The following is a 19,833-nucleotide window of genomic DNA, read 5'->3' on the forward strand; positions in this document are numbered from 1 at the left end:
GATGAACTGCTGTTCGAACGCCGCTACCTTGGAGAGATGGACAGCATCTCGATCCCGGCGGACGCGGTCGGCCGTAGGCCAGGAAATCGTTGTGCCGTAAGGAAAAGAAGCGGGCCCGCGGCCGGATTCGCCGCGGGCCCGCCCTTCGCCCGATTTCTAGCTGTGCGTCACGGCGCCCGTCTTCGGGTCGAGCGTGACCTTCTTCGCCTGCGGCCACCAGAAGTTGAACATGCCGTTGAGCGACCCGGCCCGGGAGTCGAACGACGAGTCACCGATCCGGCCGGCGAACCAGTTGTCCTCGATGAACTTCAGCACCGAGGTCTGGTCCGTCTGCGTGTGGTCGACGTGGTTCACCTTGCTGTACGGCGAAATCACCAGCAGCGGCAGCCGCGGGCCGTAGCCGCAGCGGTCCGCGTAGGCGCCCACCTTCGTCGGCTTGGCCGTGCACACCGCCTGGTCCTGCGCCGCGTCGTGCGAGCCGTTGACGATCTGCGACGCCGTGTGGTCGTACCAGCCGTCCGAGTCGTCGTAGGCCAGGACGATGGCCGTCGACTTCCAGTCCGGCGACTGCTGGATCTTGTTGACCTCGCTGACCACGAACTGCTGCTCGTCCAGCGGGTCCGAGTAGCCCGCGTGGCCGTCCTGGTACTCCGGGGCCTTCAGGAAGCTCACCGCGGGCATCGAGCCGGCGTTCAGCGAGGCGTCGAAGTCCGAGATGTCGTACTGGTGGTTGGCGCGGTCGGTCTGGCCGATCGCCTGCACCGACGACGGCGCGAGGTGCTTCGGGTTCGCCGTCGAGGGGTAGTACTGGAACGGTTCGTGGTGCGGGCTGTAGTCGACGACCGCGTTGCCGCCCACGTTCGTGTGCTTCTGGCCGCAGACCGCGAAGCCGTTGGCCGAGCCGGTCGGGCGGAAGCCGCCCTGGAACCAGCCCCACGTCACGTGCCGCTGGTTCAGCAGGTCACCGACGTTCTTGCCGCTCAGCGACGCCAGGTTGTCCGTGCTCGTGTGGTTCTTGTCCGAGCAGTCGTCCCACGCCGGGTCCGGGTCGTTGATGACCGTGCCGACGCCCTTCGCGTCCGGCGAAACGACCGCGTAGGAGTCGGTGGTCGGCTCGTGCGTGACCGAGGTGACCGCCTGGGCACCGTGGGTCTGGCCCGAGATCAGGTTCAGCGCACCCGGGGTCGACGGGCCGAAGACCGTGTTGAACGAGTTGTCGTTCAGCGCGTAGTGCTGCGCGTAGTTCCACATGCCGGTGACGGTGTTGCCGTCGTAGTAGTCCATCACCAGGCCGGGCTCGCCGAACAGCACCGGCTGGCCGGTGCACTTGTCCGTCTCGGTCTTCTCGACGAACTTGTCCATCTTGCCGCCGTCGAAGGCGGCCTGCTCGGCGCCGTAGTTGTGGTTCTGGTCGCAGGTCAGCGCCTGCTCGTGCGTCAGCCGCTTCGGGTCGTACGCGTTCGGGTTGTCCGTCAGCAGCTTCTTGTCGAGGCCGTTGACCTTCGGGGTGTCGCGCGCGGCCTTGAACGGGGTGCCGTCTGTGTTGGCCGCGTTCGGGTAGGTGCCGAAGTAGTGGTCGAACGAGATGTTCTCGCCGAAGATGACCACGACGTGCTTGATCGGCGTCGAGGTCGGGATCCACTGCGCCGGGAAGGTGTGCAGCGGCTGGGCCTCGGCGGTGCTCGCCGTGGAGCCGGTGGCGGCGGCCAGCACCGCCACCGAGGCGAGTGCCCCGGCGCCGAGCAGGCTGCGCCGTCGCCGGCGGATTCTCTTGTCCACAGTGGATTCCTTTCGTGGGGGATTCGCTCAGGCGAGCAAAGAGCGGCCGAAGTGGTCGTCCGGCCCGGTGACGCCCGGCAGCGCGAAGAAGTAGCCGCCGCCGAACGGGGAGATGTAGTCGGTCAGGGGTTCGTCGGCCAGCCGCTTCTGGACCGCCTCGAACTGGCGCTCGAGGTCCTGCTGGTAGCAGACGAAGATGAGGCCCATGTCGAGGTTGCCGTTGCTGTCGACGCCGCGGTCGTAGTTCACCGCGCGGCGCAGGATCCGGCTGGCGTCGGTCTCCGGCGTGCGCGGGTTGGCCTTCCGGATGTGGCTGGTCAGCGGGATCACCGTGCCGATCGGGTCGTCGGCGTACCGGGGGACGTCGGTCTCGTCGGTGCCGTCGAGCGGCGCGCCGGTGTCGCGGCGGCGGCCGAACATGTTCTCCTGCTCGGCCAGCGAAACCCGGTCCCAGAACTCGACCAGCATCCGGATCAGCCGGACGACCTGGTAGCTGCCGCCCGCGGTCCACGCGGGTTCGCCCGGCGCGGACGTCCACACGAGACGGTCGAAGTCGGCTTCCTCCGGGTTGGCGGTGCCGTCCTTGAAGCCCATCAGGTTCCGCGGCGTCCCGGCCGGCCGCGGCGGGGAGCTGAAGCCGTTGAGCTTCCAGCGCAGCTGCATGCCGCCGCGGGTCGCGCGGGCGATGTCGCGCAGCGCGTGCAGCACGGTGTCGGTGGAGTTCGCGGACAGCGTGAGGCTGAGGTCGCCGTGGCACTGCGCGGGGTCGAGGGCGTCGTTCGGGAACGTCGTCATCGGCTTGAGCTTGGCGGGCTTGAGCTTCCCGAGGCCGTACCGGTCGTCGAACAGCGACGCACCGACCCCGAGCACCACCCCGAGGTCGCCCCCCGGCACAACGGGCCCGAGCACCCCGGAGTCGGCGGGCGGCGCGGTGATCCCGAGAGCGGCGGGCGCGCCACCACCGGTGAGAAAACGAGCCCGCTCGGTGACGGCGCGGAACAGATCGGTGAGTTCGGCTTTCGACGCGGCAACGACATCAAAGGAGGCAACGATCGTCTGGGTCGGCGGCTTCCGCAGGATGGCGGCTTGGTTCTTGCCGTGAAAGGCAACGGGCGCGGTGCTGTCGGTAACGGCACCGGAGGCCCCCAGCCCCGCCCCGGCGGCAACAGTAAGACCGGCGCCCACAGCGGCCCGCCGCAGGAAGGACCGCCGAGGCAGCCCAGCGGCGGGCGGCGGGGCCGGATGCGGAACGGGGCAACGAGGCTGATCGCTCACGAAGCCCTCCCCGGCCGGCCAGCGACGGCATGCGCGGCTGCCGCGGCGGCGCCGAGCGGTGCGGTCCGACCAACGCGGCGGGCGGCGGCGGGCCGGTCGACTGCGGCGCTGCGCGGCGCGACCTGGTGGGCCAGGCGCGTGGCTGCGGCGTGGCTGGCTGCGGCGCTGCGCGGCGCGGTCCAACCAGCGCGGCGAGCAGCGGTGGGCTGGTCGACAACGGTGGCGAGCTGCGCGGCCAGGCAAGCGTCATCGGCGTGGCCGGCGGCCAGCTCGCGCGGCCCCATCTGGCAAGCGAGGCTGACGCCGAGCGGCGCGGACTCGCGGGGCTGGTCCGTCACGACACCCTCCGCGGCTCGGCGATCGCGGCGATCGGGGCCAGCAGCTCCGTCAGCTCGCTCACGTCGGCGTTCAGCTTCTGCCTCTCCTTCTGCGGCAGCTGGGCCAGCGGCGTCCAGGTGCCGTCCGGCCGGTGGGCCGCGTCCAAAGTGGTCTGGGTGCGCGTCAGCCAGCTGTCCACCTTGGACAGATCCGGGTAGCGCGGCGCCAGCAGTGGGCGGAGCACGTCCAGCACCGCGCGGGTGCCGTCGAGGTTGGCGCGGGCCGTGGCGAGGTTGGTGCCGCTGCCGTAGTCCGTGCGGCCCGTCAGTTCGAACTGCAGCGTGTTCTCCATGATCTCGTGCGCGCGCAGGCCGAGGTCGTTGCCGTCGACCTGGCTTTTGGCGAAGGACGTCTGCAGCGCGCGGGCGTCCGTGTCCAGCTGGTCGGCCACCGCGCCGAGCGCGGCCAGGTCCTCGTTGTGCCAGAGGCCCTGCTCGAGGCGGTGGAAGCCGGTGAAACCCGGGTCGGACGTGCCGTTCGGGAGGCCGTCGGTGGTGCCATTGAGCGCGCCGTCGGAGTCGCCGAACGCGTCGTACGCCGCACCCAGCCGCTCGTACGTCAGGTGGGCCGTCAGCCACGCCGCCTCGCTCGCCGCGCGGTCGCCGCCGTGGACGGCGTTCTTCAGCGCGCCCGTGTTCGCGACCAGCTCGCCGAGGCCCGTGGTGACGTGCTGTTGGTAAGCCTTCAGCGGCCCGAGCAGGTCGTTGTGCGTCACAGGCGCGACGCCCGGGCCGGTCCGCTCGGCTCCGCCGCTGACCTGCACCGCCGGCCCGACGATCGCGCTCGCGTCCTCGGGCAGGCAGCGGAACGCGTAGCTGCCGTTGCCGAGGTTGACCTGCAGCGGCCGGGTGGTCGCCGGGCCGAGGCCCTCGACCTCGCCGTAGATCACGTCGGTCGCCGGGTCGATCAGGTCGACCTCGGCGGTCACCGATCCCGTGTTGTGCAGGCGGAACGTCTGCGGCCCCGGCTTGGGGTCCGACCAGCCGGTGCCGCACGCCGAGCGCGACACCGCGATCTCGGGGTCGACGGCGGACGCGCTGTCCGGCCAGAACGCCACGACGGCTCCCGCGGCGGCGGCCACGACCACGACCGCCACGATCCAGCGGGAACGCACTGACCCCGGCACGCACACTCTCCCGTCACTCGATCGGACCATCACCGGTCACGGATTATGCGAGCCTATCGCCCGAAAATCCGCACTGGATGCCGTCGAGAGGAGGGAATTCACCGGGACTTCAGCCCGGCGCCCACGAAAAGGGGAGAAACCAGACGATTGCCTGTGCCGAATATGTCCGGTTGAGGCGGTTGGTCCGGTTGGTTACGCCGTCGGCAGCGGCGAGCCGGTCTCGAGCAGCGTCTTCAGGCTCGAGAGCAGCGGGGGCCAGCCCTGGCTGCACATCGCCATGACCGTGCTGCCGGGTTCGAAACCGTCGTGCAGGACCGTCAGCTTCACGGTTTCCCCGTGCGGTTCGAGCGTGAAAGTGACCTTCGAACGGTTTTCGGCCTGCAGTTTCACCAATGTCTCCGTCGCGTCGATTCCGTTTTCCTTCGCCCATTCCTCGGTGAACGTGTGCCAGGTGTAGGAAAGGCGGCGATACGGATCCGCTTCGAGGACGACCTGCTCGGGGTCGCTCGTTTTCGCACCGTTTTCCGTCCAGACCATCGGCGAGCCCTTCTGCCAGTCGGTTTCGAAGGCGACGCCCCAGTACTGGCGCGTGAAAGCGGGATCGGTAAGCGCTTGCCAGAGCTTTTCCGGGGTCGTGCTGATGTAGGTGGTGTACGCGAATTCGTTCATGGGCGCAGCCTCCAAGGCTCGTTTCAAATCGGCCAGCGCGCCGGCCCGCCGCCGGTCGTAGCGGGTCATCCAGCGTTCGGCGATCGCGTTGATCGGCGCGGCGTCGAGGTAGTGCAGCTTTTCGCGGCCGCGCCAGGTCGTGGTGACCAGCCCGGCCGCCTCGAGCACGGCCAAGTGCTTGCTCACCGACTGGCGGGCCATGTCCAGCCCCGCGCACAGCTCGCGCAGGGTCTGGCCGTTGCGCTCGTTGAGCACGTCCAGCAGCTGACGGCGGCTGGGATCGGCCAGTGCCTTGAACACCTCGTCCATCGCGCCTTCCCGGCAGACATGCAGCCTTCCGGCTGCCTATGCACGATAGGCAGCCGGAAGGCTGCATGTCAACCAGGGGTCAGCGGAAGCGGATCGCCGTGATGCCCGCGAGCACGAAGAACACGAGGACGACCAGCGTGCCGGTCTGCCCGCCGGACGACCGTGTCACGACCTGGTCGACGGTTCCGGTCAGCCGCACCCCGCACTCGGCGACGACGGTGTGCCGTCCCGCCTCGATCCGGGTGAACTGGACCGGCGCGGTGAAGGCGCCGGTCGCGTCGGTGTAGGCGGAGCCGACTTCGGAGCCGTCGGAGGTCAGCGTGACCAGCTGGCTCGGCTGGCAGCCCTTCCCGGACGCCGACAGCTCGTCGCCGGGCTGGACGCTCGGCCGGTCGAGCACCAGCTCACCCGGCTTCGGCTCGGTGCTGCCGGTGGTCGGGGTACCCGACGTGGTCGGCGGGGTGGACGACGGAGGCGTGGTCGTGGTCGGCGGCGGGGCGCTGGTCGTGGTCGGAGGCGGGGTCGTGGTGGTACCGGGCTTCGATGGCCGCGTGGTCACCGGTGGCGCCGGGGTCGTGGTCGGTGGCGGCGGGGTCGTCGTGGGCGTGGCGGTGACGGTGAACCGGCTGCTCGCGATGAGCGGCTGCCTGGTCCGGGCGTTGGTGCACGTGCCGGTGACCGGGTAGGTGCCGGGCTGGGCACCGGCGGGCACGGTGGCCGCGACCGTGCCGCTGGTCTGCTGGAGGGTGGCGTTCGCCGTCCACATCGGCGTGCCGTTCCAGGAAAAGGTGACCGCGGTGCCGCACGGGTAGAAATTCCAGGAAATGGTGAAGGAACTGCCCGCCTCGCCGCTCGACGGTTTCAAACCAACCGACGACGTGTATTGTGCGTTGGCGTTGCCCGCGAACGCGAGCAAGAGCACCGTTCCGACCAAGGCGCCGAAAACCAGCCGAACCACGAATCGCATTGGGACGTCCCTCCCCGGTGTGTGCTCGCTGTAGCATTCCGGACCAGTCGGATTACGCAAGTAGGGGATGCCCAATGGGACGTGTCATCGCGGCGGGGGTTGCGTTGGGTTTGTGCGGGGTGCTGCTCGGCGCGCCACCCGCGTCGGCCGGTTCAGCCCGGTCCGGTTCAGTCCAGTCCGGTTCAGCACAGTCCGGTTCGCTCGGTGTGCAGGCGTCGATCGACGGACGGCCGATCGCGGACGCCACGGTCCCGATCGACCCGGCCAAGCAGGTCGAGCTGCAGGTCGTGGCCACCAACTCCGGCACTGCCCCGGTGAAGGTCCGCAGCGTGCGGCTCTCCGGCGTCGCGCTCGCCCTCACGTTCTTCGCCTACGACACGACAGCGCCGTTCGAAGTGCCCGCCCGGGGCTCGATCACCCGGACGTTCGTGCTCGACCTCGGCGACCTCACCGGACAGTCGACCGGGCTGCTGCCGTCGTCGGTCGAGTTGCTCGACGCCCAGCGCGCCACGCTTGGCGAGGCGACGACGGTCGCCGACGTCCGAGGCTCGTTCTGGTCGGTCTACGGCGTCTTCGGCCTGGCGATGCTCGTGCTGACCGTCCTGGCGTGGCTGGCCGCGCTGCTCGCGCTGGCCCGGCACCGGCTGGCGCCCAACCGCTGGCGCCGCGGCCTGCGGTTCCTGCCCGCCGGGTTCGGCACCGGCCTGGTCGCGGTGATCACGCTGTCGGTGCTGCGGCTGGTCCCGCCGGAGCCGGCGGTCGAGATCCCGGTGGTGCTCGGCGCGGCGGCGATCGCGTTCCTGCTCGGCTACCTGACGCCGCACCCGGCACCGCCGCGTGCGGTGACCGACAGTGACACCACGGTCCGGCTGGCGGTCCCGCCCGCCCAGGAATTCACCCGATGAGCGCACCGGCCGAGCTGGTCGCCGCGCTGCCGCAGTACGACATCGGGGCGGAAATCGGCGAAGGCGGCATGGGGGTCGTGTTCGCCGGCACGCACCGGACGCTGGGGCGCAGCGTCGCGATCAAGCAACTGCCCTGGGACGTGCTCAACCACGCGGCGAGCAGCGAGCTGTTCGATCGCGAGGCCCGCGTGCTGGCCAGCCTCGACCACCCGCACATCGTGCCGGTGTACGACTACGTCCGCACCGGCCGCGAGCACCTGCTGGTGATGGAACGGCTCGACGGCGGCACCGTGCACAGCCGCTTCCACGGCGGCGGCGTCACCGGCGAGCAGGCGTGTGCGATCGGGCTGGCGATGCTCGCCGGGCTGCACGCGGCGCACCGGGCCGGCGTGCTGCACCTCGACGTCAAGCCGCGGAACCTGCTGTTCAACCTGCAGGGCGTGGTGAAGGTGGCCGACTTCGGCATCGCGCGGGTGATCAGCGAAGGCGCCACGCTCGTCACGCACGGGGGCGAGATCCTCGGCACCCCGGCGTACATCGCGCCGGAGCAGGCGATGGGCAACGCGCTGAGCCCGGCGGCCGACGTCTACGCGGCCGGCACGGTGCTCTACGAGCTGCTGTCGCGGCAGCTGCCGTTCGACAACACGCGCGGCGCGATCAGCATGATGCGCCAGCACATGTTCACCGACCCGCGGCCGATCGCGGGCGTCCCGATGCCGATCGCCGGCGTGATCATGCGCAGCCTCGCGCGCGAGTTGGATTCGCGTTATCGCGAAGCGGAATCCTTCGCGGCCGACCTGGCCGGGGCCGCGACCGCCGTCTACGGCTCCGGCTGGCTGGAGCGGTCCGGGGTGCCGGTGCTGCACCTGACGCCGCGGGTGATCGCCGGGCTCAACTCGGCCACCGCACCGGCCGGGGAGGCGTCGACGCGCCCGGTGCGGCGCCCGACGGGACCGAACGCGACACTGGCCGCGACGAACGGCTCGCTGGACGCCGGACCCGGCCTGGCCAGTGGCCCGGACGCCGGTTCGGCGGGTGGTGGCGCGGCGGGCGGCTCGGACTCGAGGTGGGCCGGCGGCCGCTCGGTTGCCGGTTCGGCAGGTGGTCCGGATTCCGGCTGGGCCGGCGGCGGTTCGGCAGGTGGTCTGGACGCCGGTTCGGCGGGTGGTGCCCCAGGGTCCGGCGCGCTGGACCCCGCGTCGAACTCCGTCAGCGCGTCGGCCGCAGTGCTGTGGCTGCGGCTGGCCGCGGTGGCGGCCGCGATCGTGCTGGTCGTCCTCGCGCTGCTCAACCCGGACCGGCTGCCGCACCAGGCGTCCCCGACACTGCAGCTCGGCACCCAGCCCGTCACCGCGCCGGTCGAGGTGGACCTCAGCAAGCCGCTGACGCTGACCGGCACCGGCAACCCGGGCCGCGTCGCGCTCACGCTGTCCGCGGCCGGGATCCCGCTCGGCTCGGCCGAAACCCAGGCGAAAGCGGCGGGCAACGGCTTCACCGCGCAGCTCACCCTGCCGGCGATCGCGCGGTGGGTCGTCGGCGGCGCGGTGACGGCGACGGTGCAGACCGGGCCCGTCACGCAGACGTTCACGCTGCTCACCAGCCAGCACCCGCTGGCGAGCGCGATGGGCGCGGGCAGCCTCATCCTGGCGCTGTTCGCGCTCGCCTACCTCGAGTCCGGGCTGCGGACGATCCGCAACGGCCACCGCTGGCGCGGCGCGGTGGTCGGCGGGCCGGTGCTGGGGCTGCTGTTCGGCGCGGTGGCGTGGCTGTGCGTTTCGGTGCTGCGGGTGCACGAACCGTCGCCCGGGTACGGCGCCGGGTGCGCGGTGGCGGGTGCGGTCGCGGCCGGGCTCGTGGTCGCGGCGGCGCGGCGCCGGGCGTCCACAGTGGTCAGTCGACCATCCGGACGGTGACGTGCGGGCTGTAGCTCTTGCGCCGGCTCCACCCGGATTCGGCGCACAGGCTCAGCTGGATCGCGCGGTCGGCCGGCGCCCAGTAGCCGGTGCGGACGAAGTAGCCCTCCATGGTGGTGAGCGCGCCGAGGCGCTTGCGGGCCGAGCACATCTCCCAGCCCCACTGCCGCCCGGACTTCTCGACGCCGTTGCGCCGCACGGACAGGCACGGGTTCCCGACGGCGCGGATGTCGTCGTCACCCTCGGTGACGTAGACGACGCCGTCGATCTTGTAGAACCGGTTGTTGTCGAGCAGGGAGACCTGCCCGGAGAGCGCCACCCCGACCCGGCCGCCTTCGTCGCCCGAGAGCGTCCACTCGAGGCAGAATTCCTGGACCGGGAGTTCCAGCGACTGGGTCATGTCGAGTTCCCCTGTTCTAGCCGTGCGTCCCCTTCAGAAGATAAGGAAAATCCGGCCGCCGGGAAGGGGTGCGGACGATCTTCACCCAAAGCGGTTCCGGGTGTCGGATGCCTTGCGTCGCATGGGTTTTCAGGCGAACAGGTGACGCCGGGCACGCGAGGTGACATCGGCGCGTCTCTCCGGGTGGTGTGGGCCGTACGGTCGGGTCTGTTCCTCTGTCGGTCACCCTCCGTGAATAAGGTAAAAACAGCGTTACTCACCCTCAGTTGGTCTGGACATTTTACATATTGGTCTAGACAATAACGGGTATCTCTGTGACTGGAGGACCCGATGAGGCGTTCCAGACTGTCCGCAACCCTCGCCGCCGTCGTGCTGGCGCTCTCCGGTCTCGCGGCCGGGCCCGCCGAGGCGGCCAACCTGCTCACCAACCCCGGCTTCGAAGCCGGCTCGCTCTCCGGCTGGACCTGCGCCAACGCGACCACCGTCACCACCCCCGTGCACGGAGGTGGCTACGCCCTCGCCGGCACGCCCGTCGGCGCTGACTACGCCCAGTGCTCGCAGACCGTGTCCGTGCAGCCGAACACCACCTACACCGTCTCCGCGTGGGTGCGCGGGAACCCCGTCTACCTCGGCATCACCGGCGGCGCATCGACGTGGTCCGGCAACGGAAGCGCCTACAACCAGCTGTCCCTCACCTTCACCACCGGCAATCAGACCTCCGCCCAGCTCTACCTCCACGGCTGGTACGGCGCCGGCACCTACTACGCCGACGACGTCGTCCTCGACGGCCCCGGTGGCAGCACCCCCGGGACGCCCGGCGCACCCGGCACACCGCAAATCGGCGCCGTCACGGCGAATTCCATCGCCTTGAGCTGGGGCGCCGCCGCCGGGACCGTCACCGGATACCGCGTCTACGAAGGCGCCACCGTCGTCGCCACCGTCAGCGGGACCAGTGCCACCGTCTCCGGCCTGAAAGCCTGCGAAACCCACAGCTACGCGGTTGCCGCCTACAACAGCGCCGGTGAATCGGCGAAAAGCGCCACCGCCACCGCGAGCACCACCGGCTGCGTCGACACCGGCCTGCCGAAGCACGCGCTCATCGGCTACCTGCACTCCAGCTTCGCCAACGGCTCCGGCTACGTCCGGATGGCCGACGTCCCCGCCGCCTGGGACATCATCGATCTCGCGTTCGGCGAGCCGACGTCCGTCACCTCCGGCGACATCCGCTTCACCCGGTGCTCGGTCAGCGAATGCCCGAACGTCGAGAGCGACGCCGACTTCGTCGCCGCGATCAAGGCCAAGCAGGCGCAGGGCAAGAAGGTCCTGATCTCCATCGGCGGCCAGAACGGCCAGGTCCAGCTGACCACGACCGCCGCACGCGACGCCTTCGTCAGCTCCGTCTCGGCGATCATCGACAAGTACGGCCTCAACGGTCTCGACGTCGACTTCGAGGGCCACTCCCTCTCGCTCAACGCCGGGGACACCGACTTCCGCAACCCGACGACGCCGGCGATCGTCAACCTGATCTCCGCGCTGAAGTCGCTCCGGGCCAAGTACGGCTCGGGCTTCGTCCTGACGATGGCGCCGGAGACGTTCTTCGTGCAGGTCGGCTACCAGTTCTACGGCGGCTCGGGCACCGGTGACGCGCGCACCGGCGCGTACCTGCCGGTGATCAACGCGCTGCGGGACTCGCTCACCGTGCTGCACGTCCAGGACTACAACTCCGGCCCGGCCATGGGCCTGGACAACCAGTACCACAACATGGGCGGCGCCGAGTTCCACATCGCGATGACCGACATGCTCAAGGCCGGCTTCAGCGTGGCGAACACCGGGCAGTTCTTCCCCGGGCTGCGGCCCGATCAGATCGCGATCGGGCTGCCGGCCGCGGTCAGCGCGGGCAACGGCTACACGTCGCCCGCGGAGGTCCAGACGGCGGTGAACTGCCTGGTCAAGGGCAGTGGCTGCGGCTCGTACACGCTGCGCGGCGGGACGTCGCCGGCGCTGCGCGGGCTGATGACGTGGTCGATCAACTGGGACAAGTACTACAACTGGGAGTTCCAGAACAGCCACGAGCCGTTCCTGAACTCGCTGCCGTGACGCCGGGCAGTGTGCCCCGCTCGGCTGGGGCACACTGCCTGACATGGTGCTGGTGACATCTTGAAGCGTGCGCAGGGCGAGTCCGTGCTCTCGCGCGTCGTCCGCATCTTCGAGTCCTTCGGGCCGGACACCCCGGCGCTGCGGGTCACCGACCTCGCGCGGCGGGCCGGCCTGCACGTCGCGACCGCGTCGCGGCTCGTCGACGAGCTGGTCGGCCACGGCTGGCTGCACCGCGACCCCGATCGGAGGATCCGCGTGGGCGTTCGACTGTGGGAGCTGGCATCGCGCGCGTCGCCGACGCTCGGGCTGCGCGAAGCGGCGATGCCGTTCATGGAGGACCTGCACGCCGTCGTCGGGCACCACACCCAGCTCGCGGTCCTGGAGGACCGCGAGGTGCTGTTCGTCGAGCGGCTTTCGGCGCCCGGCGCGGTCGTCAACGTGACGCGGGTGGCCGGGCGGTTGCCGCTGCACGCGTCGTCGTCCGGGCTGGTGCTGCTCGCGCACGCGCCCGCCGACCTGCAGGAACAGGTGCTGGCGGGTCCGCTGGGCGCGTTCCGGCGCACGACGTTGACCGAGCCGGCGCGGCTGCGGCGGTTCCTCGCCGACGTCCGGCGGGACGGCTACGCGTTCTGCGCGGGCTTCATCGACGAGGAGACGACCGGGATCGCCGTGCCGCTGCGGGGGCCGGGCGGGGACGTCGTCGCGGCGCTGTCGGTGATCGTGCCCAACGACCGGAACGCACGGGCGCAGATCCCCGCGTTGCGGGCGGCGGCGCGTGGCATCTCGCGGATGCTCTCTCACTGAATGAGAATGACGTAGTGGGCGCGGGCCGCGCCGGGAGATGCTCGGGCTCTCCGCTGAAAGGACGTTCCCGTGCGCACCCAGGTCGTCATCGTCGGCGCCGGCCCGGCCGGGCTGCTGCTGTCCCACCTGCTCGGGCTCGACGGCGTCGACTCGGTGCTGCTCGAACGGCAGACCGCCGAGTACGTCCAGGCGCGCATCCGCGCGGGCATTCTCGAGGCGGGCACGGTCGAGCTGCTGCGCTCGGCCGGTCTCGGCGACCGGCTCGACGTCGAGGGTATGGAACATCGCGGGATCCACCTGCAGTGGCCTGGCGAGCGGCACCACGTCGACTTCGTCGACCTGATCGGCCGGTCGGTGACGGTGTACGGGCAGACGGAGGTCACCAAGGACCTGATGGCGGCGCGGGAAAAGGCCGGACGTCCGGCGTACTACTCGGCTTCGGACGTCGCCGTGCACGACGTCACCGGTAAGCCGTGCGTGACCTTTGTGGACAGTGACGGTACCGCGCGGCGGGTCGACGCGGACGTCGTCGTCGGCTGCGACGGGTTCCACGGGCCGAGCCGCGCGTCGATTCCGGAGCCGCGAGTGTGGGAGCGGACGTACCCGTTCGCTTGGCTGGGTGTGCTGGCCGACGTCGCGCCGTCGACGGACGAGCTGATCTACGCCTGGCATCCCGACGGCTTCGCGATGCACAGCATGCGGTCGCCGCGGGTGAGCCGGTTCTACCTGCAGGTGGCGCCGGACGAGGACATCGCCGAGTGGAGCGACGACCGGATCTGGACGGCTTTGTCGGCGCGGCTGGGTGTGCCGGGGTGGACGTTGCGGACCGGGCCGATCACCGAGAAGAGCGTGCTGCCGATGCGGAGCTTCGTGTCGACGCCGATGTGGCACGGAAACCTCTACCTGGCTGGAGATGCCGCGCACATCGTGCCGCCGACCGGGGCGAAGGGGCTGAACCTCGCGGTGGCCGACGTGGCGCTGCTGGCGCGCGCGGTGACGGCGTCGCTCCGCGGCGACGACCGGCTCGCCGACGCGTACTCGGAGACGGCGTTGCGGCGAGTCTGGCGCTGCACGCACTTCTCGTGGTGGATGACGTCGATGCTGCACCGCCACGGCGACGACTTCGACGCCCAGCTCCAGCTGTCGCAGCTCCACCGCACGGTGAGTTCGGTGTCCGCGGCGACGGAGCTGGCTGACAACTACGCGGGCCTGCCCCGGTAACCCCGTGCGGGAAGGGGCACCACACGTGATCAGCCGGGCATCACCTGTGTCTGGGGAGGCATCACTCGTGATGGGAGGGGCATCGGCGCGATGCCCCTCCCATCACGCTTGATGCCCGCTCAGTCACGCGTGATGCCTTTCTGGTCACGCGGCTGGTTCTGGCCCTTGACGTGTGGATCCTGCGCGTCCCGCACCCCGGCACCCTCACCACGGAGATCCGTCTTCGGTAGCCGGACGGTGAACGTCGACCCGGTGTCCACTTCGGACTTCGCGGTCACCGTGCCGCCGTGTGCCCGCACGAGGTGCCGCACGATGGCGAGGCCGAGCCCGCTGCCGCCGGTCTGGCGGCTGCGCGACTTCTCGGCCCGCCAGAACCGCTCGAACACGTGCGGGAGGTCCTCGGCCGCGATCCCGGCGCCGGTGTCCGCCACGGCGATCACCACTTCGTCCACAGTGGACGAAACGTGGATCGTCACGAGGCCGCCGGGCGGCGTGTGCCGGACCGCGTTGGTCACCAGGTTGGAGACGACCTGGCGCAGCCGCACTGGATCGGCCGTCAGCCCGGTGTCGCCGTGCGCCGAGACGGTGAGCGTGACGCCGGCCGCGGCCGCGCGGTCGGCGTGCGCGGCAGCGACGTGGCCGGCCAGCTCGGCCGCGTCCACCGGCTCCGGGTGCAGCCGCAGCCGCCCGGCGTCGGCCGCGGCGAGGTCCTGCAGGTCCTCGACGATGTGCTGCAGCAGCACGGTTTCCTCGAGCAGCGACGTCGTCAGCGCACGGTCGAACGGCAGATGGCCGTCCTCGGCGGCTTCGAGCCGGCCGCGGATGACGTTGAGCGGGTTGCGCAGCTCGTGGGCGATGTCGCTGACCATCGCCTTGCGCTGCTCCTCGATGCGTTCGCGGCGGGCGGTGAGGTCGTTGAACGCGGCGGCCAGGTAGCCGACCTCGTCGCGGGACTTCACCGGCGCCGGCCGGTCCTGCTGCGCCGCCTCGGTCAGCGCGCGCAGCGGCCGGGACAGCCGCCGCGCGACCAGCACGGTGATCGCCGCGGCCAGCACCAGCACGCCGCCGGTCACCGCGAGGATCCGCGTCAGGTTCTCCTTCGACAGCGTGAACGTCGGCAGCTGCGACCCGCCGGGACCGAGCGTGAAGAGCAACGCGGGCGGCGCGACGTACGGCGTCAGCTGCGCGCGGCGCGCGGAATCGACGCAGCCCTGGCTGCGGCGCTGGTCCGTCTCGCCGAGCGCTTCGAAGTCGAGCCCCAGCTGCACCGGCGGCTGCTTCTGGGCCTCGAGGCAGCTGTTCACGGCGTCGTTGAGCTTGGCCAGCGCGGCGGCCTCGGTCGGCGTGGCCTCGGCGAGGTCGTAGACCCCGCACTTGGCCGCGAAGTAGCGCGCGGCCAGCGGGTCGAGGCCGGTGAGCTGCGGACGCCCGCTCGCCGCGTCCCGCACCTGGCTGGGGAAGCCGAGGTCGGTCAGGCAGGAGGCGACCTTCCGGGCGAGGCCGTCGAGGTCGCTGTGCTCGGCCGCGGGCAGCCGGTACGGGCCGACCGCGCGCGGGTCGATGCCGCTGGTCCCGGCCTGGGGCAGCAGCACCGGGTCGACGTGCAGCGGGTCGACCGACGCGGTCGCCTTCACCGGCAGCGTGACCGGCGCGCCGCCGGAGTCGCCGAGGACGCGGCGGTCGAGCGTGGTCAGCACGATCCGCCGTCCGGTCTGGTCCGACAGCGCCTTCAGCTTCGGCCCGACCTGGTCCCAGGTGTGGTTGGCCGCGGCGAACCCGAGCACCTCGGTGTAGATCGTCGCGTCGCCGGAGAGCGCCTGGCCCTGCTCCTGCTGGATCGCGCGGGTGGTGGTCTGCACGGCCAGCCACGCGGTCGCGGCGATCGAACCCAGCGCGATCAGCAGGGAGACCGCCGTCAACCGGACGACGAGACTGCGCCGGAGGGGGAAGCTACGCGTCATTTTCCGCCGTCAGCTTGTACCCCACGCCGAACACGGTCCGCAGGTAGACGGGCTTCTGCGGATCGGGCTCGAGCTTCTTGCGCAGGTTGAGCACGTGGACGTCGATGATCCGGGTGCTGACGAAGCGGTCGTCGTCGCGGGTGAGCTCCAGCAGCTGACGGCGGGTGAACACCCGGCCCGGCTGCCGGATCAGGGTCTCCAGCAGCTGGAACTCACCCGGCGTGGTCTCCACCGGGCGGCCGCCGATCGACACCTCGTGCCGCACCGGATCGAGCCGCAGCGCGCCCGAGTGCAACGCCGTGTCCGGCGGTTCGCCGCGCGAGGCCGTCCGCCGCAGCAGCGTCCGGACGCGGGCCATCAGCTCGCGCGGGCTGTAGGGCTTGGTCAGGTAGTCGTCGGCGCCGAGGTCGAGGCCGAGCAGCAGGTCGTCCTCGGTCGCACGGGCGGTGAGCATCAGCACCGCGACGTCGGACTCGCCGCGCAGGATCCGGCAGACGTCGAGGCCGTCGACCTTGGGCATCATCACGTCGAGGACCAGCAGGTCGGGGCGTTCGCGGCGGGCTTCGTCGAGCGCCGCCCGGCCGTCCGGGGCCAGCACGACGGTGTGGCCCTCGCTTTCGAGGTAGAGCCGGAGGACCTCGGCCTGCTTCTCGTCGTCCTCGGCGACCAGTACACGTGCGCACACGGCGTCGAGGTTAGGCGTCCTGACACCGTTGCCACCCGATCCTGACCGGATCTTCATACCTCCGGGCACGAGCCAGGTCTTTGTCAAAGTGTTGACCCCGCCTCCCGGGCAGGTAAAGGTCGGATGACAGGGCTGTCGGCTTCGGGAGGCACCGGGTGCGATTCAGGTTCATGGCGGCGATGGTCGCAGCGGCGGTGATCGGGGCGCCCGCCGTCGCCTCAGCGGCTCCGACAACGTTGTCACCGCTGGTAGGAGACCCGTCGGCCTACGTCGACCCGCTGATCGGCACCGGCCGGGGCGGCAGCTCGGTCGGCGAAATCAACAACTTTCCGGGCCCGGCGGTGCCGTTCGGGATGATGCAGTTCTCGCCGGACACGCAGGGCGCGTACGCCGGCTACCAGTACCACTCCGACCAGATCCGAGGTTTCAGCCTCGACCACGCGTCGGTCGGCTGCAACGCGTTCGGCGACGTGCCGATCCTGCCGGTCACCGGCGACGTCGGCAGCGCGCCCTGGGACCGCGTCGAGCACTTCGCGCACGACGACGAGCAGGCCGAGCCGGGCTACTACGCCGTGACGCTCGCCGACTCGAAGGTCCGGGCCGAGCTGACCGCGACCACGCGCACCGGGCTCGCGACGTTCACCTACCCGGCGGGCTCGACGCCGCAGGTGCTCGTCAAGGGCGGTGCGAGCCTCGCCGGGAACTCGAAGGCCGATCTGAAGGTCACCGGTGACCGCGAGGTCAGCGGTTCGGCCACGACCGGCAACTTCTGCGGCAAGGGCAACAAGTACACGGTCTACTACGCCATCACGTTCGACCAGCCGTTCACCGCGCACGGCACCTGGGACGGCTCGTCCGTCAAGCCCGGCACCGACAGCGTCGACTCGCCACGGGCGGGCGCGTACCTGACCTTCGGCTCGGAAACCGTGCACGCCAAGGTGTCGATGTCCTTCGTGGGCGTCGACGGCGCGAAGGCGAACATGGCCGCGGAAGTCCCCGGCTGGGACTTCGCCGCCCTGCGCACGGCCACCAGGGACCAGTGGACGCAGACGCTGGGCAAGATCCGGGTCGCGGGCAAGGACACCGCGCAGCTCAAGACGTTCTACACCGCGCTGTACCACTCGCTGATGCACCCCAACACCTTCGACGACGCCGACGGGCGCTACATCGGCTTCGACAACCAGATCCGGACGTTGCCGAAGGGCCACCACCAGTACGCGAACTTCTCGGACTGGGACACCTACCGCTCGCTCGCGCCGCTGCACGCCATGCTCTTCCCGAAGGAAGCCAGCGACATGGCGCAGTCGCTCACGAACGACGCCGTGCAGGGCGGCTGGTGGCCGCGGTGGCCGATGGCGAACGGCTACACCGGCCAGATGACCGGCGACAGTTCGGTCGCGCTGATCTCGAACCTCTACGCGTTCGGCGCCCGCGACTTCGACGTCAAGACCGCGTTGAAGTACCTCGTGAAGGGGGCGACTTCGGTCGACAACACGCCCGGCGCGTACCAGGAACGCCGCGGCATCGAGGATTACGTCGCTCGCGGGTACCTGCCGAACAACGACGCCTCGCGCGGCGACCACGCCCGGGTCGGCGCGTCGATCACGCTGGAGTGGGCGATCGACGACTTCGCCATCGCCCAGTTCGCGCAGGGCATCGGCGACCGCGACGTCGCGCGCGAGTTCACCAAACGCGGCCAGAACTGGCAGAACATCTTCAACCCCTTGACGGACTACCTGCAGCCGCGCGCGCAGGACGGCCGCTTCCCGGACGGCCCGGCGTACGTCCCGCCGCCACCCGGCAAGTTCGGCCAGGACGGCTTCGACGAGGGCAACGCCGCGCAGTACACCTGGCTAGTCCCGCAGGACCCGGCCGGGCTGGTGACGGCGATGGGCGGCCCCGCGGCCGTGTCACAGCGGCTGGACACCTTCTTCCAGAAGCTGAACGTCGGCCCGAACGAGCCGAACATGTGGGCCGGCAACGAGCCCGACTTCGGCGTCCCGTTCCTGTACAACCACGTCGGGCAGCCGTGGAAGACCCAGCAGGTAGTCCGCGAGATCGCCACGACGCTGTTCAGCGCGACCCCGGACGGCGAACCGGGCAACGACGACCTCGGCGCGCAGTCGTCGTGGTACGTCTGGGCCGCGCTCGGCATCTACCCGGCGACCCCCGGTACGCCGGACCTGGTCGTCGCCAGCCCGCTGTTCGAGCGGGCGGTGTTGTCCCTCCCGAATGGACGGACGATCGACATCCACGCCCCGAAGGCCCCGGCGGCGTACGTCCACGACCTGTCGCTGAACGGCCACGACTGGGACCGGACGTACCTGCCCGCGAACACCGCGCGCGACGGCGGACGGCTGGACTTCTCGCTCGCGTCCACTCCGGACCGGCACTGGGCGGCGGACGCGGCCCCACCGTCCTATCGCGACGGTGAGCGGCCGTTCCTGGCGTCGGCGACCAACCAGGTCGTCGTCGAACCGGGCACCAGCGGCGAGGTCACGGTGAGCGGGCAGCGGCTCTCCGGCCACGACCGGGCCCTGGACGTGGCCACGCGGGCTCCGGCCGGGATCACGGTCACCGGCCCGCGGCAGCTGAAGCTCGACGACCGGACCGGCAGCGGGACCGCGAAGCTGGGTGTCTCGGTCGCCGCCGGGACACCCGAGGGCTACTACCAGGTGCCGGTGACCGTCCGCGGCGGCTCGACGTCGGTGCCCGGCTCGGTCATCGTGCTGGTCGCGCCGAAGGGCGGTCTGGCGGCGGCGTACTCGAACGTCGGCATCTCGGACGACGGCGACACCGGTTCGGCGGACATCGACGGCGCCGGGAACAGCCTCTCCCGGCAGGCACTGGCCGCGGCCGGCCTGGTCGGCGGGACGCCGGCCCAGGCGGTGGGCACGACGTTCACCTGGCCCGCTGCGCCGGCGGGACGGCCGGACAACGTCGTCCCGGCCGGGCAGACCGTCCAGGTGTCCGGGACCCGGTTGTCGTTCATCGGCACCGCGTCCAACGGCGACCACCAGGCGAAGGCGACGGTCACCTTCACCGACGGCACGACGGCGCTCGCCGACCTGTCGTTCGGCGACTGGGTGTTCCCGGGCGGCGGCACGGACCCGGTGTTCGGCAACACGCTGGCGGCCCGCACCGGCCACCGCAACCAGCCGGGCGGCCAGGGCGGCGGGGCGTCGGTCTACGCGACGACGCCGTTCGACGCCCCGGCCGGGAAGCGGATCGCCTCGGTGACCCTGCCGTCGGAGGCGAACCTGCACGTGTTCGCGATCGGCCTCGCCTGACCGGTCGTGAGTGAGAAACAGTGTTAGAACACTGTTTCTCACTCACGACCCCCA

At 70.8% G+C, this 19,833-nt stretch carries 17 protein-coding genes; 8 read left to right on the forward strand and 9 right to left on the reverse strand.

Annotation, left to right across the window (positions count from 1 at the left end; genetic code table 11):
- Positions 1 to 156: 156 nt before the first annotated feature.
- The 6 genes from OG738_RS20020 to OG738_RS20045 all read right to left on the reverse strand — a co-directional run bounded on the left by OG738_RS20020 (position 157) and on the right by OG738_RS20045 (position 5,936).
- Positions 157 to 1,779 carry a phospholipase C gene (locus tag OG738_RS20020; RefSeq protein ID WP_329055917.1) on the reverse strand — a complete coding sequence of 541 codons (1,623 nt, stop codon included), beginning with the start codon at positions 1,777 to 1,779 and terminating at the stop codon, positions 157 to 159.
- Between the two features lie 27 nt (positions 1,780 to 1,806).
- The gene (locus tag OG738_RS20025) at positions 1,807 to 2,964 is read right to left on the reverse strand and encodes a Dyp-type peroxidase (RefSeq protein WP_329055918.1); all 1,158 of its coding nucleotides are present in this window, start codon (positions 2,962 to 2,964) and stop codon (positions 1,807 to 1,809) included.
- Positions 2,965 to 3,050: 86 nt separating this feature from the next.
- Positions 3,051 to 3,392, reverse strand: coding sequence for a hypothetical protein (locus tag OG738_RS20030; protein ID WP_329055919.1), 342 nt, complete (start codon positions 3,390 to 3,392; stop codon positions 3,051 to 3,053).
- Positions 3,389 to 4,546 (reverse strand): EfeM/EfeO family lipoprotein, encoded by a 1,158-nt coding sequence (locus OG738_RS20035; RefSeq protein ID WP_329056765.1) that lies wholly within the window; start codon positions 4,544 to 4,546, stop codon positions 3,389 to 3,391. The genes OG738_RS20030 and OG738_RS20035 overlap by 4 nt, the downstream gene beginning before the upstream one ends.
- Before the next feature lie 204 nt (positions 4,547 to 4,750).
- Entirely contained in the window at positions 4,751 to 5,536 is a 786-nt protein-coding gene (locus OG738_RS20040; RefSeq protein ID WP_329055920.1) for an ArsR/SmtB family transcription factor, read from the reverse strand.
- Positions 5,537 to 5,615: 79 nt separating this feature from the next.
- The gene (locus tag OG738_RS20045) at positions 5,616 to 5,936 is read right to left on the reverse strand and encodes a hypothetical protein (protein ID WP_329055921.1); all 321 of its coding nucleotides are present in this window, start codon (positions 5,934 to 5,936) and stop codon (positions 5,616 to 5,618) included.
- Between the two features lie 31 nt (positions 5,937 to 5,967).
- Here OG738_RS20045 and OG738_RS20050 point away from each other — a divergent pair, with 31 nt between their 5' ends.
- The 4 genes from OG738_RS20050 (at position 5,968) to OG738_RS20065 (ending at position 9,321) form a co-directional block, all read left to right on the forward strand.
- A complete protein-coding gene (locus OG738_RS20050) occupies positions 5,968 to 6,222 on the forward strand; it encodes a hypothetical protein (RefSeq protein ID WP_329055922.1) in 255 nt (84 codons plus the stop codon).
- Positions 6,223 to 6,348, forward strand: coding sequence for a hypothetical protein (locus OG738_RS20055; RefSeq protein ID WP_329055923.1), 126 nt, complete (start codon positions 6,223 to 6,225; stop codon positions 6,346 to 6,348). It abuts the gene before it with no gap.
- A gap of 229 nt (positions 6,349 to 6,577) precedes the next feature.
- Positions 6,578 to 7,408 (forward strand): hypothetical protein, encoded by an 831-nt coding sequence (locus tag OG738_RS20060; protein WP_329055924.1) that lies wholly within the window; start codon positions 6,578 to 6,580, stop codon positions 7,406 to 7,408.
- Entirely contained in the window at positions 7,405 to 9,321 is a 1,917-nt protein-coding gene (locus OG738_RS20065; RefSeq protein ID WP_329055925.1) for a serine/threonine-protein kinase, read from the forward strand. The genes OG738_RS20060 and OG738_RS20065 overlap by 4 nt, the downstream gene beginning before the upstream one ends.
- Here the strand turns inward: OG738_RS20065 and OG738_RS20070 are convergent.
- Positions 9,299 to 9,721, reverse strand: coding sequence for a hypothetical protein (locus tag OG738_RS20070; RefSeq protein WP_329055926.1), 423 nt, complete (start codon positions 9,719 to 9,721; stop codon positions 9,299 to 9,301). The genes OG738_RS20065 and OG738_RS20070 overlap by 23 nt on opposite strands.
- 330 nt (positions 9,722 to 10,051) lie before the next feature.
- Here OG738_RS20070 and OG738_RS20075 point away from each other — a divergent pair, with 330 nt between their 5' ends.
- The 3 genes from OG738_RS20075 (at position 10,052) to OG738_RS20085 (ending at position 13,843) form a co-directional block, all read left to right on the forward strand.
- Positions 10,052 to 11,818 carry a chitinase gene (locus OG738_RS20075; RefSeq protein ID WP_329055927.1) on the forward strand — a complete coding sequence of 589 codons (1,767 nt, stop codon included), beginning with the start codon at positions 10,052 to 10,054 and terminating at the stop codon, positions 11,816 to 11,818.
- 60 nt (positions 11,819 to 11,878) lie between these two features.
- The gene (locus OG738_RS20080; RefSeq protein ID WP_329055928.1) at positions 11,879 to 12,622 is read left to right on the forward strand and encodes an IclR family transcriptional regulator; all 744 of its coding nucleotides are present in this window, start codon (positions 11,879 to 11,881) and stop codon (positions 12,620 to 12,622) included.
- Positions 12,623 to 12,691: 69 nt separating this feature from the next.
- Positions 12,692 to 13,843, forward strand: a complete 1,152-nt coding sequence (locus tag OG738_RS20085) for a 4-hydroxybenzoate 3-monooxygenase (RefSeq protein ID WP_329055929.1) — start codon at positions 12,692 to 12,694, stop codon at positions 13,841 to 13,843.
- 119 nt (positions 13,844 to 13,962) lie between these two features.
- On the opposite strand, the gene OG738_RS20090 is transcribed toward OG738_RS20085, so the two are convergent.
- Positions 13,963 to 15,804: a sensor histidine kinase gene (locus OG738_RS20090; protein WP_329055930.1), complete on the reverse strand. Its 1,842-nt coding sequence runs from the start codon at positions 15,802 to 15,804 to the stop codon at positions 13,963 to 13,965.
- Positions 15,794 to 16,489 carry a response regulator transcription factor gene (locus OG738_RS20095; protein ID WP_329055931.1) on the reverse strand — a complete coding sequence of 232 codons (696 nt, stop codon included), beginning with the start codon at positions 16,487 to 16,489 and terminating at the stop codon, positions 15,794 to 15,796. The genes OG738_RS20090 and OG738_RS20095 overlap by 11 nt, the downstream gene beginning before the upstream one ends.
- 155 nt (positions 16,490 to 16,644) lie before the next feature.
- Here OG738_RS20095 and OG738_RS20100 point away from each other — a divergent pair, with 155 nt between their 5' ends.
- A complete protein-coding gene (locus OG738_RS20100) occupies positions 16,645 to 19,779 on the forward strand; it encodes a GH92 family glycosyl hydrolase (protein WP_329055932.1) in 3,135 nt (1,044 codons plus the stop codon).
- The last annotated feature ends 54 nt before the right edge of the window (positions 19,780 to 19,833 follow it).

Source organism: Amycolatopsis sp. NBC_01488, assembly GCF_036227105.1.
Taxonomy (GTDB): Bacteria; Actinomycetota; Actinomycetes; order Mycobacteriales; family Pseudonocardiaceae; genus Amycolatopsis.